Genomic DNA, 15,266 nt, shown 5'->3' on the forward strand with positions numbered 1-15,266 from the left:
AGGAATGGCTCAACTGGCTCAGTTGGAAGGAATGAAATCGAAGGGCTGCAGAGCGCTCACGCGGATGGCACGCCCGGCCACGCGATACGGTCTGCATGCGGCGCCCAGAGCAGCATTGCGCGCGGCTTCATCGAGCATTGCGTGGCCACTGCTGCGGATCACGTCTGCACTGGTGACCCGCCCCTGCGAATCCATCACCAGGCGGACCGTGACCTGCCCGGCCAGGCCCTGGCGGCGCGCGCTGCGCGGATAGTCCGGCCGTGGCACGGCGCAATCGATCTGGCTGACCTCCTGCGGCGCCTGCTTGTCGGGGTCCAGCATGTCGGGATGACCGCTGGTGCTCCCCGCAGCCGCAGGGGTCGCGGTGACGGGCGGAATGGAAACCTGGGGTGCCGGTGCCACCGACGCTGCCGGCGGAGGTGTTTCAGGCACGGGAGCAGGCACTTCAGGCGCCTGGGCTACCACGCGTGTGGCTGGCGCCTCGCTCACAACGACCTTGCGCTCGATCACCGGTGGAGCCACCGGTCTGGGCTCGGGTCTGGGAGGCTGAGGTTTCGGTTCCGGTGGCTGCGGCCTGGGCTCCGGCTGCGCGAGCGCCGCAACAGCCTCGCTTCTGGCTGCTACCAGCCGGACTCTCAGGGAGCCGTTCTCTCCCTTTGCCGACGGTGGATCGATACCGATCAGCTGGGTCAGCGCGAGCGCCAACACGCAGACATGTGCCAGCACAACGAGCGCAAACACACCGCTTCCCGTCAGCCAATCCCTGTGCAGTACGGACTCTTCCGGCCCCCCGGCCATACGCCATCCCGCACCACCGGGAATCAAAGGCGCCGACGATGCGGACGGTGCGCGGCCAAATGCTTCCAGGACTGCCATCAGAGAACTCCCACGGATACGGCCAACCGCCGGGAGACAGGCTTGAAGCGTCGGTTCTGGATCAAACGCGGCATGACACATTCCTTTTCCACTGCTTTTGCAATGTCTGTGCAATGAAAAGGGAAAAGTGACAGCCAGGAATGCGGAAAGACGGCTCAGACAGCTTCGATGCTGACCCACCACGGCGTGACGCTGCGGATGCGCACCGGCAGCACGCTGGCGATGGCACGCAGGGCGCGGTCCGGCTCATCCAGCGGGAAGAGACCGCTCACCCGCATGGATGCCGCGGAGCTAGCCACTCTCAGCACACCTGCACGATAATCCGCCAGCGCCTCCACAACCTCCACCAGCGGGCGATCGTCCACCTGCAACAAACCCTCTTCCCAGGCGGTCTCGGCAAGCACGGACACGCCCTGAAGCAGATAGATGCCGGCGTCTCCGAACGAGGCCAGCTGCCCGGCCTCCAGCATACGACTCAGGCCACGCCCCGACTGCAGCAGGATCTCTCCATCCAGCACCGCCAGACGGCTCACACCACGCTTGTGGCGTACCGCCAGCGCTGCCGGCCTTTCGGCATGGACGATCCCGTTTGCCGTGCGGATCTGCCAGGATTCGCCTGTTGCGGGTGTACGCAACAGGACTTCTCCCTCGATCAGATCGACCGCTTGAGCACTCAGGTTCAGCGAAGTCCGCGCATTGAGCAGCAGCGTGCCGCCATCGGCCAGCGTGATCCGCTGCCGCCTGCCGACGGGGGTACGGTGGTCGGCCATCATCCCGCTCAGTTCAGGCTGATACCGTACTAGGCCGGACGACACCACACCTGCCGCAGCAAGCCCCAACAATCCTTTCACCGCACGGCGCCGGGACAGCAAGGCCTTGTGCATCGCCACGGGCTCGCCCTGGCACTGCGCCAGCCCGCCCAACACACCCTCGATGCGCCGGCAGGCCGCTTCATGCCGGGGATCGGCGTCACGCCATCCCTCGAAGGCCTCTCTGTCCTGGATGGTGGCTGCGCCCGAACGCAACAAGACCATCCATTCGACGGCCTGGTTCGCGATCGGATCGGCCAGCGCGCTCATCTCAAGCCTCGGCCGCCGCGTAGCAGCAGGCCAGCGCCTTGGCCATGTACTGCCGAACCATGCTGGCCGACACTCCGAGCTGCTCACCGATCTCGGCATAGGTCAGGCCGTCGAGCTGGCTGTAGAGGAAAGCGCTACGCGCCTTGGCGGACAGGCCATCCAGTGCCTGGTCGATTGCCAACAGCGACTCCACCAGCTGCGCTCGATCCTCGGGCGATGGATGGACGGCCTCGGGCATCTGTGCCAGCACGTTCAGATAGGCACGTTCGAGATCCCGCCGCCGCCAGGTTTCGTACATCACACGCTGGGCAATGGTGGTGAGCATGGCACGTGGCTCGCGCACATGATCGAGATCCGGTAGCGCGGCCAGCTGCGCAAACGCTTCGGACGCCACATCCTCGGCCTGGAAACCGCAACCGAGCCTGAAACGCAGGCGCTCGGCCAGCCAGCGGTAATCGCTGCGGAAGATCAGGCTCAGCGCCTCATGGCGCTTATGTTCGGGGCGGGGGTTGCTACTCATGACGGGCTACCAGACTGGCACGAAAGGGCAGTTTCTGTTGCGAACTAGCAAACAACATGCCGCTCTCCGGCAAAGCGCCGTCACTCCGAGAAAATTGCTTCTGGCAAAAGGTTACGGAACGCAAACTTTCGCGCCTGTTGAGCCAATTTGGTGAAAAAAACAGCACGACGCACCACTTCATGACATCGATCAAGGCCGGTCAGTATTCGACCTCCGACACAGGCACGCCAACGACTTTTCTCTTCTTTCGATATGTGAAATTACCTGGCGACTGTCACTTTTCAGGACTGGCTGCACATGGAGTGGTAAGAACCTGTTCGAAGTCTGTAGCGAAAGGCCGTCAGCGGCACGAAGGGCAACACAGGAACAGGAGTGTATGTGGCTACACGAGGCCGCAGGCAGCGGTTTCGCACAGCACGCTGCACGCCTGACCGGCGGGCTGTACAAGGCCAGCCGCAGGCGGCCGAGCAGCGCACGGACCTCAGTCACGACATCGCAGCAAGACCATGAACAGGTACCAAGACGCGGTGCAACGCCTCGCGCCTCCATTCCCCTGAGCCGACAGCAATGAATCCTTCAGCCAGAAAACAGTACCGAACCCCTTTGAGAGCGCTGTTCCTGCCTTTCTGGCTCTCGCGCGAAGCCCGGGTGGCAATCCCCATGCTTCTGCTCATCCTCGCGATCACGTTCTATGGCGTATATCTGAGCATCTGGGCCAACGAGTTGCTCGGCCAGTTCACGGACGCCCTCGTCGGCAGGCAGTGGGGGGCGATCAAGTCACTGTTCATCGTCTCGGTGGCTGTCGCAATCGCCGACAGCTGCCTTACCTATGTGCGCGTAATGCTGGATAGCCGCCTCAAGCTTCGCTGGCGGGTCTGGATGACGCGGCAGTTTCTCGATCGCTGGACAACGGCAGGCGCCTACTACGCCATCGAACGCGACGGCCTGTTGAGCAATGCGGATCAACGCATCGCCGAGGACGTGAAGAACTTCACCGGCAGTCTGTTGCAGATGTCCCTGAATATTGTCCAGGTCACAGCAACGGTGGTGTCGTTCAGTATCGTGCTCTATCGACTCTCCGGCGATCTGGACCTGTCTCCCTGGGGTATCGCGCTGACGATTCCGGCATACATGCTTCTTGCATGCTTCCTGCATCAGGGCATGGCGCTGCTGGTCACCCACCTGACAGGGCGACCGTTGATGCAGCTGAACCACCACAACGAAACGGTGGAGGCCAACTTCCGCCATCTGGCTGTCCAGTTGCGCGAAAACGCAGAGCAGGTCGCATTCAACCAGGGCGGAGAAAGCGAAAGCACCCGCCTGCAGTCGCGCTTCGAAAGCGTACGGCTCAACAACATCAAGATGATCTGGTGCGAACTGCGCCTGGGTATCGCACGGGCGGTCTATGGCCACCTGACGGAGCCCATCCCCACGCTGCTTGCTCTGCCCGCCTTTCTGGCAGGCCATACCACCTATGGCGAGATGGTTCGCATCACCCGGGCCTATTCTTCGGTATCAGGCTCCCTGAACTTCTTCCAGCAGGCCTACACCGGTTTTGCCCAGCTCGTGGCGGTCACGCGCCGTCTGCGTGAGCTCTCCGATGCGATCAGCAAAGCTGAGCATGTCGAAGCGGGCATCCGACACGATACCGACAGCCCCTCGGGCATCCGTACGGATGGGGCACTGGAGCTGCGTACGCCGACAGACCAGACGCTGACCACCGTTCCTCAGATTGCCTTCACAACCGGTGAGCGCTGGCTGGTGCGCGGCCCATCCGGCACCGGTAAGAGCACCCTGCTGCGGGCGCTGGCGGGTCTATGGCCTTATGGCAACGGCCGGGTACACACACCGGCGCGAGGCATGATGTTCGTACCACAGCGCAGCTACATCCCTTCCGGCAGCCTGCGTGCGGCGGTCAGTTATCCCGAGGCCATAGGCCACTTCAGTGACGAGGACATCCGCCAGGCCCTCACCACCTGCCGTCTAGAAGCACTGAGCGCACGGCTCAATGATGAAGAACGCTGGCAACAGGTGCTTTCCGGCGGCGAACAGCAGCGCCTGGCCCTGGCCCGCGTGCTGCTGCACCGGCCGGATTACGTCTTCCTTGATGAAGCCAGCAGCGCGCTGGACAACGATATCGAGGCGCACGTGTATGGCGAGGTGATGCGGCAGTTGCCGAAGAGTTGCGTGGTCAGCGTGGCGCACCGGGACTCCCTCCTGCGTCTGCACGATCGCGTGCTCGATATCGGAACGCCCCCCGCACCGCAAGGCGCCTCCGCCTGAATGCCTTCTCAACACCCTTCCGTAGCAGCAAGGACCTTCATTGCATGAACAATCTCTTTCCCCACGATCAGGCCGGGCTCGATGCCATCACCGCAGCCTTGCTCGATGCAGCCCGGCGGCATGGCGCCACGGATGCCGTGGCCAGCGTTTCAGAGAACAAGGGGCAGACTGCCCATCTGCGCCAGGGCCGCATCCGGGCACTGAGCCGGGAGGTGAGCTGTGGCCTGTCGCTGGCGGTGTATATCGGGCAGCGTCAGGGCCACACCCACTCGACCGACTTCACGCCGGACAGTCTGGAAGAAATGGCCAGGGCAGCCTGCGCGATTGCGCAGCACACGCAGGAAGATCCTTTTGCCGGGCTGCCGGACACCGACGCGCTCTGCAAGACCCCACTCGACCTGGATCTCTACCATCCCTGGGAGCCGGATAGCGAAACGCTGGTCACGCTGGCACGGCAGATCGAAGAAGGTATCGCGGACTGGCCCGAAGCCGCGAGTGACGGCGCCTGGGCCTCGGCCGGACAATCCCAGGTGCGGCTCGCCAACAGCCGCGGCTTCAGCGCCGGCTACGCCCAGTCCTACCATGGCTTCACCGCCAGCGTGCTGGCAGCGCGTGACGACATCCGCTGCCGTGAGTTCTGGCACGAAGGCGGGCGGCGGCAAGGTGAGCTTCCCGCTGCGAAACAGATCGGCGCCCAGGCTGCGGGACGCGCAATCTCCCTGCTGGACCAGCGCCCCATCGCGAGCGGCGAATTCCCCGTGCTGTTCGACGCGCGCAGCGCCATCTCCCTGCTCCAGCACCTGTGCCAGGCCATCAGTGGTCGGCCGCTGTACATGAAGACCAGCTTCCTTGGCGAACGCTTCGGCCAGCCGATCTTCCCCGAGCATATCGATGTCATTGAGGATCCGTTCATCCCCGGCGCCCTGGCCAGCCAGCCCTTCGATACGGAGGGCATCAGCGCCAGCCGGCGCGTGCTGGTCGAATCCGGTGTGCTGCGCGGCGCGCTGCTCGGCCAGTACTCTGCACGCAGACTGGGCCTGCCGGTCACTGGCAATGCCGGCGGCAACACCAATGTGCAGATCGCCAGCCGCCTCACTCGGCCCGATGACGATCTGGCCGCGATGTTGAGAAAGCTCGGCACCGGCCTGATGGTGACGAATCTTTCCGGCGAAGGCGCACGCCTGATCAATGGCGACTACTCGCGCGCCGCACGTGGTTTCTGGGTCGAGCGCGGAGAGATCCGTCACGCCGTGGATGGCGTGACCATCGCCGGCAACCTGCTTGAGATGTGGCAGTCGATCGCCGCCATCGGCGCCGACACCTTTGTCAGCGGAGCCTTCAGCACCGGCTCCATCCTCCTTTCCCGCATGCATGTGGCCAGCCGCTAAAAGCCTGCTCAAAGTCTGTAGCGAAAGGCTGTCAGCGAGGCGAAGCTCAACACAGGAAGCGGCGTGTATGGGGATACACGAGGATTCCGAGCAGCACATGAGCCCCGATCGCGGCATCGCAGCAAGACTATGAACAGGCTTCAAAGCCAGTCCAGGACCTATCGAACATGAATTCAGCCCTAACCCCGCTACAACTTGCACAGGCAGGCCTGCTCGCACCGAATGGCCTGGACGTCCAGGATCTTTCGCGCACGCTTGATGCCGTGATGGCGCACGCCGTAGACGCCGCCGATCTCTATCTGCAAAACAGCCGCCACGAAAGCTGGAGCCTTGAAGGCGGCATCGTGCGCTCCAGCAGCTTTTCACGCGATCAGGGCTTCGGCCTGCGTGCCCTGGATCAGGATCAATCCGCCTTCGCCTTCTCGCAACAGATCTCCCATGCACGCCTGCTCGAAGCCGCTGCCTCGGTGCGCGCCATCGCGCGCCAGGGCGGCGAGGGTCGCGCCGCCATCGCAGCACACCCATCGCTTGGACATCCGGCGCGTTATGACACGCAGGACCCGCTGGCATCACGCGACGCGCAGGCCAAGATCGCATTGCTCGAACGCATCGATCGCCAGGCACGCGCGCTCGACAGCCGCGTGAGCGAAGTGAACGCCTCGCTCAACTGTGCGCACGAAACCATTCTGGTGATGCGCCAGGACGGCAGGCTCGTGGCGGACGTACGCCCGATGCTCAGGCTTTCGGTCTTCGTGATCGTTACCCGTGGCAATCAGCGGGAATCGGCCAGCAGCGGCATCGGCGGCCGCTTCACTTTCGACGCCGTCACTGAAGAAACGCTCGACGCCACACTCCGGCAAGTGGTGGATGAAGCCCTGATCAAGCTGGATGCTCAGCCTTCGCCTTCCGGCGAAATGGCGGTAGTGATCGGCCCGGGCTGGCCCGGCATGCTGCTGCACGAAGCGGTCGGCCACGGCTTCGAGGGAGATTTCACCCGCCAGGGCTCGTCGATCTACAGCGGACGCATCGGGCAACAGGTTGCAGCAGCCGGGGTGACGATCGTCGATAACGGCACCCTGCCCGGCCATTGCGGCTCCCTCACGGTCGATGACGAAGGCGAAGCCAGTCAGGAAACCGTGCTGATCGAGAACGGCATCCTGCGTGGCTTCATGCAGGATGGCATGAACGCCCGGCTCTCCGGCGTGGCGCCGACCGGCAACGGCCGGCGCCAGTCCTACGCCCATTTGCCGATGCCACGCATGACCAATACCTATATGCGTGCGGGCATTTCCGATCCACAGGAAATCATCGCCTCGGTGAAATCCGGGCTATATCTCGCCAACCTCGGCAGTGGGCAGGTGGATATCGTCAGTGGCCGCTTCACCTTCCAGAGCGCCCTGGCCTACCGGATCGAGAATGGCCGCCTGGGCGCGCCGGTGAAAGGCGCGACCCTGACCGGCCATGGTCCGGAAGTGATGCAGCGCATCTCGATGGTCGGCAACGATCTCGCGCTGGATCCAGGCTTCGCGACCTGTGGCAAGGCGGGCCAGAATGTACCGGTCTGTGTCGGCCAGCCGACCCTGAAAGTCGACCGGCTGCTGGTGGGTGGCACCGCCTGATTTCATGCCGTTTTGCATTCAAGCGCAGAACAGGGCGACCCGACGCTGTTGTACGTTTGAAGACTAGGCTGTATCAGTCGCAGCGCCCGCTCGCCCCTGTCAGCCCTGCGGGCGGTGCGCAGCTTCCGGTGAGGCACTCCAGAACCAGTCGGATGGCGAATATCTGCGCTTCCAGCGCCAAGCCCGGATTCTCCGGAATTTGCCCGGGCATGGGCGGCACGTGAATGAAGCCAGCCTGGATATCTGCGGGCTGCTGCGACAGGGAATGCAGCAAGCCATAGAAAAGTTCGTTGCAGACGTAACTGCCAGCGCTCAGCGAGATTTCCGCGGGCAGGCCGGCCTGCTGCAGCCGAGCCAGGAGGCTGCGCAGCGGCAATCGGGCAAACAGGGCAGACGGCCCGCCCGCAATGACGGGCGCCTCCATCGGCTGCTTGCCTGTGTTGTCCGGTATCGGGGCATCGATGAAGTTCAGAGCGACCCGCTCGATCGAAATGACTGGTCGCTTCGCCGCGAGCCCAAGGCAGAGGATGATAGACGGCGAACAGTCTGCGATGTGGGCCGCCAGATGCCGGCGGGCCTCACCGAAGACACAGGGCAACAGGCGCCCCTGTACGGAAAGCCCTGCCACTTGCGTGCCATCGAATGCCTGCGCGATATGCGCGGAAGGATTTTCAACGGCCTGACCGAACGGCTCGAACCCGGTCAGCAGGATGCCGCCATGATCAGGCACTACGGCGATACCGGGTTTCTGCCAACAGTGCCAGCAGCTGTTCGCGGATACGCCGCTCAAATAGCGGGAATTGCGCAGAAGCCTCCTCAAGCAGGCGATCGAAGCGCGCCTGCCCGCCATGGCTGGCACTTTCAACCCATTCCTGGCGGGCCTCTTCCAGCGCTTCCGGCGTGAAGCGGCCGCCCGGCTGGCGGCGCTCCAGATCCATGAACCAGCGCGCGCGGATGCCTTCGAAGGCGAAATCCTCACGCGTCCAGCCTGACTCGTACGCACGGATCGAATGCATCAGCTGAAGTCCGTGCATCGAGAAGATGTTCACCCACAGATCTTCATCGCTGGCCGGCGGCGGTGACAGCAGGCCGAGCAGATCGATCACGCAATCCTGCACGGCGCGCCATGGGTCACGCTGCGCCGAACGCAGGCTGCCGCACCCGACCAGTATCTCGCTCCATTCCTGCATTTCAACGGGGATTCCAGCCAATTGCCTTTCCGCTAGGCGTAACCAGCGCACGCGCCACGCATCGAGTGCCGGGTCATCCAGTTGCCCGGCCCAATCCACATGCGGATCGGACAGCGCCTGATACATCAGCCTGAGGGCAATACCGCCCAGTTCCGCGCCAGGTTCGATGGCATCGAAGATCTCATCCACCAAGGCCGGAGACCAGTCGCAGCAGAGGAACTCCAGCACGCAGACAAAAGAGAACGGCAAGCCTGAAACGGCCTCCGCCTGTGCGGGGATCAGGCTGCCGGCAAGGGCGCCCGTGATCGTGCCACGGCCATGACACCAGCGTGGCGCACGCGCACCGTAAATGGCACCGGCGCGGGCCTTTTCCTTGAGTTCTGCGCGAAGCCGGGCCTGCAGCTTCGCATCGCCGCGAAAAGCGCCGCTCGGGCTCTGAACCTTGCCGCCATCGAAATCTGCGGGGCGGCTAGCCAATGCGAGATCATGGCGCCACAACCAATGGGCCAATCCCGAAGTGCAGCCTGAACGGTCGGTTTCCACGCCGTTTCTCAGCAGGATGCACAGCGGCACCGCCCGCATGCCCTGCTCGATGGCGAAATCCATGTCGCAGTCCACATCGATGGGCACCACCAGGGGGGCCGTCGGATCGGAATCCGCCAGACGACGGGCTTCTTCCAGCATTTCCTTGGCACGCACATGCCAGGGCGCCCAGAAAACGGCCAGTACCGTACGCCCACGCGCGGCCGCACATGCCTCCGTCACCGCCTGCCTTCCACTGCCTGCATTGCTCATCCGGCAACCTCTGCTAGCTTTTCTGCATACTTTGGCAAGGCGTCATTTTCATTCGGGATCCGGGGGGCGGCAAGCACCAGCTTACGCAAGACATCGGCAAATTCGGCGCGAACAGGCTCCCGATGTTGCTCGAAATCCCTGGTGAACTCGGCCAATGCAGCTTGCTTGTCCGGATGTTCAGACGCCCAGACCTGATGCGCTTCGTGGAGCGCTTCATCGGTGAATGTTCCTTCGGGCTGCTGTTTTTCGCGTGCCACGAACCACTCATGACGAAACGCCTCGTAGCCGAGTTCTTCGCGCCAGCCCAGACGGCATTGAGCCAGGAGACTCATCAAAAACGAACCGCCACGCCAAAGCCCTCCCATCCATTCGCCTGTCTGCCAAGGATCCGGCAGGGGCGTGAGGGCATGCAGAAACAACCCCAGTTCCACACAGGCATGCCTTTGAGAGGTGGTATGCCGCAACTCGCGCAGCATCGCTTCCAGTTCAGCGCGAAGCGCCTGCCATTCGTTCTGGCCGACGGTAGCCCCCGCCAGGGCGCGCAGGGTCAGGCTGCGCCACTGGCGGCGCATGCCATCGCACTCGGAGCCGAAGATCTCCAGTCATTCGGTCACACTATCATCCAGCATCGCTAGCACGAAGCGGGGGGCGATCTGGCGCAGATCGGCGCCGACGCTGACACCTTCGAGCAATGAGCGCGCCAGCGCTTCGGTGACGGCTTCAGGGATACAGGCTTCCAGCGCGGCGGCAAACGATGGCGGCATTCCGGTCAGCGAGGTGAAGACTTCCGGTGAAGCGCTGCTGACCAGCCCCGCCGTCAGACCCCCCTGACCGTTTTCCCATTCGAACTGGAACCCTTTGAGACGACCTTCGGCCGCTCGCCGGAACAGACGTGCGAGCAGCCAATCGCGAAGTTCGGCATCGCCGTGGAAAGCCCCGGAAAACGCATTTTCAGTAGCGCCAGGTGCGGCGAACGCGGTATCCATCAGACTTCCCTTCCTTTGATGACGACGCCGTTCCTTCAGAACGACCTCTGGCTACAGGTGTGCCGCCCATGGCTCGAATCACCAGGGGTGGCACAAGGATCAGGCCTGCGCGACAACCACGGGTGCAGCCTGGATCAGGCGTTTTAGTTCGGCAATCGCGTTCTCGTATACCGGGGCCAGATTGGCCTGGTAATCACGATAGAAGGCGTCCATCACCGCCTGCTTGTCGCCATGCTCGGCAATCCAGGCATTGCGTGCATCCCCCAGGGATTCCTGCGTGAACTTGCCCCCGGGTTGTTTGGCTTCCAGAGCCTGGAACCAGCCATCCCGGAAAGCCTCGATGCCGAATTCAGTCGTCCAGCCAAGCAAGATTCCGGCCAGCACTTTCTTGAGAAATCGCCCGCCATAGGTCAGACCTCCGCCCCAGGCGCCGGTATCGTCCGACGCGGGCAAAGGGGTGAGTGCCCTCAGTGATACGAGAATCTCCGTCTGCGCGGCGCGCTCCGGCGCACGAGGCTTGGCACTGACGGCCTCCAATGCCGAGGCCAGTGCCTGCCATTCCGCCTTGCCGACACTTTCTCCCGCGAGTTTGCGGTTTCCGAGCGAAATCCAGGTGGTACGCACGGTATCGAGCTCAGCTCCCAGCAAGGCGGGCCAGTCAGCCATGCTGTCACCCAGCATGTGCAGCGCGAGTCGCGCCCCGACCTGGCGCAGGTCTGCACCAGGACGGACATCCTCGAGCAGACGCAATACGCTCTGCTCATCCACCGCGCCCGGGGTACAGAACTCCAACGCGGCGCCGAATGATGCGGGCATGCCCGTAACCTGGGTGAACACCTCGGCTGAGGCATGACTCACCATGGCGGTCGTCATACTGCCTTTGCCGTCGTACCAGGTGCTTGAATTCGCAGCATCCACGCAACCTGCCGCCGCACGCCGGCACAAGCGGGCCAGCAGCCATTCACGCAATTCGGCGTCACCATGGAAGGCGCCTGCGCCAGCCCCCTGATCGACCCGCACGGCATTGGCGCCCTCCGGTGCCGTGATGCCTTCTTCAGCCAACCAGCGCCGGAACTCGTCCGCCCGCTTCACGCCCACAACCCGGGATACTTCCTTGCCCTCGCGGAACAGGATCAGCGTGGGAATGCCGCGGACGCCGAGCCTCTTCTGCACCGCGGGATATTTCTCCACGTCGAGCTTGGCGATCACCAGCGCGCCCTCATATTCAGGTGCCAGGTTATTCAAGACCGGCGCTACCGCCTTGCAGGGACCGCACCAGGGTGCCCAGAGATCCAGCAGTACCGGCAGCTTGGACGCCAGCACATCGTTTTCAAACGTTTCTTCGCTTACTTCCAGTATCAATCCAGCCATGTTGCCTTCCAGAAAAGATGAAGGCAGCAAAGCCTGCGCGGCCCCGCTGCCTGTGTGGTGGGTGATTACAGCTTGACCTTGTAGGTCAGGGTTGCCGTCCGGCCTTGCTGGAGCGGCACGTAGCTGGTGGTGGTAGCGAAATCGTAGAGTTCGCGGTCGAACAGGTTCTTCACGCCCAGGATGACCGACCAGTCCTTCTGCCTATAGGAGATGGAGGCATCGGTGCGTGCCGAACCGGAGAGCTTCACGGGGTCACTCGTGCTGGTGGCGTACTTGTCGCCCAACCAGCTCTTGTCGTTCGCCGTGATTCCCATGCCGACGCCCCAACCGCGCAGTGCTGCTGACTGGAATTCATAGGTGCTCCACAGGCTGGCCTTGTACTTCGGACGCGCGGCGAACTCGAGCTTGGAGCCCGAAAGGTCTTCCACCGTGCTGTAGGTGGTGTTGAACAGCACGTTCAACCCCTTGTACAGCTCGCCAGCCATGTCCAGCTCAAGCCCCTTGGTCTTCTGTGCCGCTTGTTGCGTGTAGCAGGCCCCCGCGGCGCTGTAAACCATGGTGTTGCTCTGCTCGAGGCTGAATGCCGCCGTGGTGATCGAGAACTTGCTGTCGAGCAGATCGAACTTCATGCCCGCTTCGCGGTTCTTGGTGCGCATCGGCTCGGCCTTTGACCCTTCGCACATGCGATAGCCCAGCTGCGGGCTGAAACCTTCCGCGTAGTTCGCATAGGTGGAGATACTGGGCGTCAGGTTATAGACGATGCCAATACCGGGGGTAGTCTCCCAGACAGCCTGCTTGGGAGTATCTCTGCGGCTTCCCGAGGTGAGATAAGAAACGCTGCTTTCTGTCTCGTATCGACTGCGGCGCAGGCCCAGCAGCAGGTTTACGTCACCCCAGGTCAGCATATCAACCGCATAGGCGCCCATCTGTTTGGAGTTCATGGCGAAAAGCGAATAATGCGTGCCTTCCGAACGGGAGAACGTATAGGGGGAATACGGCTGTACCAGCGCCGACGGGCTGTCGTATTCGTTCTGCTCGTACTCGGTATCGTCGTGGCTGAAACCGGTGGTGAGCTTGTGCGTGATCGGCCCCGTCGACAGCTTCGACTCGACGTAATGATCGCCTACCGTAGAGGTGGTTTTATTCTCGGAGTGGGTGTTGCTGTAGTAGATCGTATCGGTACCGGCAAGGCCCAATGGCGACTTCATGCGCAGCGCAAGCTGGAGCTCCGTGTGCTGCATCTTGCTGTGAAAAGTTGCATCGCGGCCCAGACTCTTCTCGAAGTTGTAGAAGAAATTCTGTGCCTGTACTTCAAACCCGTCGGACCTGTCTCCCAGCAGCTGGTCTGGCTTCTCCTGGACGCTGCCGCGATAAGCAAAGGTATAGGCAGGCGGTGCAATCCGGCGGTTATCCGTGGAGTACCCGATCGTCGTATCGATACCATCGTCTTTCCAGCGCAGTTGCGGTGCGACATATTCGGTCTGGTTGCCGCGGTATCCGGCCCAGTTGCTGGGTCTGCGCTTCAACGGAGGAAACCAGGCGGTAGGTCAGACGCTTGTCGTCGGTCAGCGCGTCGGAAAGGTCAGCGGAGACGAACTTATCGCCGTAGCTGCCGTACTGCAGCGTCACTTCGCGCAGCGTTTCGGCCTGCGGCTTCTTGCTGACAATATTGATGGCACCACCGAGCGCACCGGGATTGGACGCTCCGCCGCTGGAGCCGGCACCAGCCAGGATCGCCTGCGGCCCCTTGAGGACTTCAATACGCTCCACACCTGCGATATTTGTGCTGGGCGCACCGCTATTGCTCAGACCGTTGCTGAGCGTACTGGTCTGGCCGAAACCACGGATCGAGTAACTCGGAGTGCCTTGCGGGCTCTTGGTATAGACCACGCCGGCAACAGCCTTGATAGCGTCCTCGACGGAAGTCGCTTGCTGATCTTCCAGCACCTTGGCCGTTACCACGCTGACCGCAGCCGGAACATCCATCAGATCCAGATCGCTACGGGTGGAGGTGCTGGAGCGATCCACCTTGTAGCTGGTTTCCGCCTGATCCCGCTCTGCCACCACGCGGATGGCCTTCAGCTGGGTTTCTCCGCCAGCGGCCGCAGTCTGGGCGGAGGCCGGAGCCACCACGCTCAGGACTCCTTCGGCATTCACCGCCAGCACCAGGCCGGAACCTTCCAGCGCCTTGCGCACAGCGTCCTCGGCACTGAAATTCCCCTTCACTGCGGTAGCGGTGCGGCCGTTGGCCAGCGCCGGGTCAAACGCTACGCTCCTGCCGGAAAGACGGCCGATTGCCAGCAGTGTCTGCGCCAGCGGACCGCTTTCAAGGCTGTAGCTGACGGCCGCGACAACCTGTGCGGATTGCTGCGCCTGGGCCGGCATCGCCAGGAATGCGCCGGCGTAGGCAATGGAAAGCGCCAGGACAAGTGGATGGGGTCTGGCGGCAAAGGGGGCTTTTGGATCCAAGATGCTTCTCCTGCGTCACGTTTCATTTGTCGGGAAGGTCTTGCCTTCAGCCCGTATGTGAAACGCAGGAGGAAAAGTGACAGCGCGATGACAGGAAAAAACACCACGCCTATTTCACATACTTGAGCGGCAGCTCGGTGGTGTACTTGATCTGCTCCATGGCAAAGGCCGAGCTGACGTCCGTGAGGCCGGACACTTGGATCAACCGCTTGTACACACCATCGTAGGCCTCGATGTCCGGCACCACGACGCGCATCAGGTAGTCGGTTTCGCCCGCCATACGGTAGACCTCGACGATCTCCGGGATGTCCGCCACCACTTCGTGAAAGGATTCGATCCACTGCAGGTTGTGCTGATTGGTACTCACGGAGACGAACACCGAAACACCGACATTGAGCTTCTTGCGATCCAGAACGGCCACACGCCCACGGATGTAACCCGCCTCCTCCAGTTTCTGCACGCGGCGCCAGCAAGCCGTGGCGCCCAGTTTCACGGCCTCTGCCAGATCGTTGAGCGATATCGAGCAGTCAGCCTGAAGACGAGAAAGAATTGCGACATCAAACTTGTCCATAAAAAAACAATCCAATAAAAACCAATAAAATCGAAATATATTTCGACAAAGACAGAAATAACAGGGAAATTGTCCATTTTTTTCTCCCGCCGTGGATCTACGCTATTCCTTCAGTTTTC

General features: G+C 62.4%; 14 protein-coding genes. 3 read left to right on the forward strand and 11 right to left on the reverse strand.

The annotated features are described in order from the left end of the window. Positions 1-18: 18 nt before the first annotated feature. From BGI27_RS02120 to BGI27_RS02130, 3 genes are all read right to left on the reverse strand, one after another. The gene (locus BGI27_RS02120; protein ID WP_170942898.1) at positions 19-876 is read right to left on the reverse strand and encodes an energy transducer TonB; all 858 of its coding nucleotides are present in this window, start codon (positions 874-876) and stop codon (positions 19-21) included. A gap of 155 nt (positions 877-1,031) precedes the next feature. Beyond that, complete coding sequence (locus BGI27_RS02125; RefSeq protein WP_170942897.1) at positions 1,032-1,955, reverse strand: DUF4880 domain-containing protein; 924 nt, start codon at positions 1,953-1,955, stop codon at positions 1,032-1,034. A gap of 1 nt (position 1,956) precedes the next feature. Further along, a complete protein-coding gene (locus BGI27_RS02130; RefSeq protein WP_095523266.1) occupies positions 1,957-2,475 on the reverse strand; it encodes a sigma-70 family RNA polymerase sigma factor in 519 nt (172 codons plus the stop codon). Positions 2,476-3,042: 567 nt separating this feature from the next. On the opposite strand from BGI27_RS02130, the gene BGI27_RS02135 reads away from it, so the two are divergent. From BGI27_RS02135 to tldD, 3 genes are all read left to right on the forward strand, one after another. After that, complete coding sequence (locus BGI27_RS02135) at positions 3,043-4,758, forward strand: ABC transporter ATP-binding protein/permease (protein ID WP_095523267.1); 1,716 nt, start codon at positions 3,043-3,045, stop codon at positions 4,756-4,758. A 44-nt stretch (positions 4,759-4,802) separates the two neighbouring features. Continuing rightward, positions 4,803-6,146, forward strand: a complete 1,344-nt coding sequence (locus BGI27_RS02140) for a TldD/PmbA family protein (protein ID WP_095523268.1) — start codon at positions 4,803-4,805, stop codon at positions 6,144-6,146. Positions 6,147-6,313: 167 nt separating this feature from the next. After that, positions 6,314-7,765 carry a metalloprotease TldD gene (gene tldD / locus BGI27_RS02145; RefSeq protein WP_095523269.1) on the forward strand — a complete coding sequence of 484 codons (1,452 nt, stop codon included), beginning with the start codon at positions 6,314-6,316 and terminating at the stop codon, positions 7,763-7,765. 73 nt (positions 7,766-7,838) lie between these two features. On the opposite strand, the gene pcp is transcribed toward tldD, so the two are convergent. From pcp to BGI27_RS02185, 8 genes are all read right to left on the reverse strand, one after another. Continuing rightward, the gene (gene pcp / locus BGI27_RS02150) at positions 7,839-8,495 is read right to left on the reverse strand and encodes a pyroglutamyl-peptidase I (protein ID WP_170942895.1); all 657 of its coding nucleotides are present in this window, start codon (positions 8,493-8,495) and stop codon (positions 7,839-7,841) included. Next, positions 8,488-9,750: a thioredoxin family protein gene (locus BGI27_RS02155; RefSeq protein WP_170942894.1), complete on the reverse strand. Its 1,263-nt coding sequence runs from the start codon at positions 9,748-9,750 to the stop codon at positions 8,488-8,490. Before BGI27_RS02155 ends, pcp begins: the two co-directional genes overlap by 8 nt. Further along, positions 9,747-10,226: a hypothetical protein gene (locus BGI27_RS02160; RefSeq protein WP_141239694.1), complete on the reverse strand. Its 480-nt coding sequence runs from the start codon at positions 10,224-10,226 to the stop codon at positions 9,747-9,749. Before BGI27_RS02160 ends, BGI27_RS02155 begins: the two co-directional genes overlap by 4 nt. Before the next feature lie 126 nt (positions 10,227-10,352). Continuing rightward, a complete protein-coding gene (locus BGI27_RS02165) occupies positions 10,353-10,736 on the reverse strand; it encodes a hypothetical protein (RefSeq protein ID WP_095523272.1) in 384 nt (127 codons plus the stop codon). A gap of 99 nt (positions 10,737-10,835) precedes the next feature. Continuing rightward, positions 10,836-12,107, reverse strand: coding sequence for a thioredoxin (gene trxA / locus BGI27_RS02170; RefSeq protein ID WP_095523273.1), 1,272 nt, complete (start codon positions 12,105-12,107; stop codon positions 10,836-10,838). A gap of 65 nt (positions 12,108-12,172) precedes the next feature. After that, on the reverse strand, positions 12,173-13,633 hold the full coding sequence (locus BGI27_RS02175) for a TonB-dependent siderophore receptor (protein ID WP_095523274.1): 1,461 nt from the start codon (positions 13,631-13,633) through the stop codon (positions 12,173-12,175). Further along, positions 13,515-14,576 (reverse strand): TonB-dependent siderophore receptor, encoded by a 1,062-nt coding sequence (locus BGI27_RS02180; RefSeq protein WP_095523275.1) that lies wholly within the window; start codon positions 14,574-14,576, stop codon positions 13,515-13,517. The genes BGI27_RS02175 and BGI27_RS02180 overlap by 119 nt, the downstream gene beginning before the upstream one ends. Before the next feature lie 109 nt (positions 14,577-14,685). After that, complete coding sequence (locus tag BGI27_RS02185) at positions 14,686-15,147, reverse strand: Lrp/AsnC family transcriptional regulator (protein WP_095523276.1); 462 nt, start codon at positions 15,145-15,147, stop codon at positions 14,686-14,688. Positions 15,148-15,266: the final 119 nt, after the last annotated feature.

The organism is Candidatus Dactylopiibacterium carminicum, from assembly GCF_014736495.1.
GTDB classification, from domain to species: Bacteria; Pseudomonadota; Gammaproteobacteria; order Burkholderiales; family Rhodocyclaceae; genus Uliginosibacterium; species Uliginosibacterium carminicum.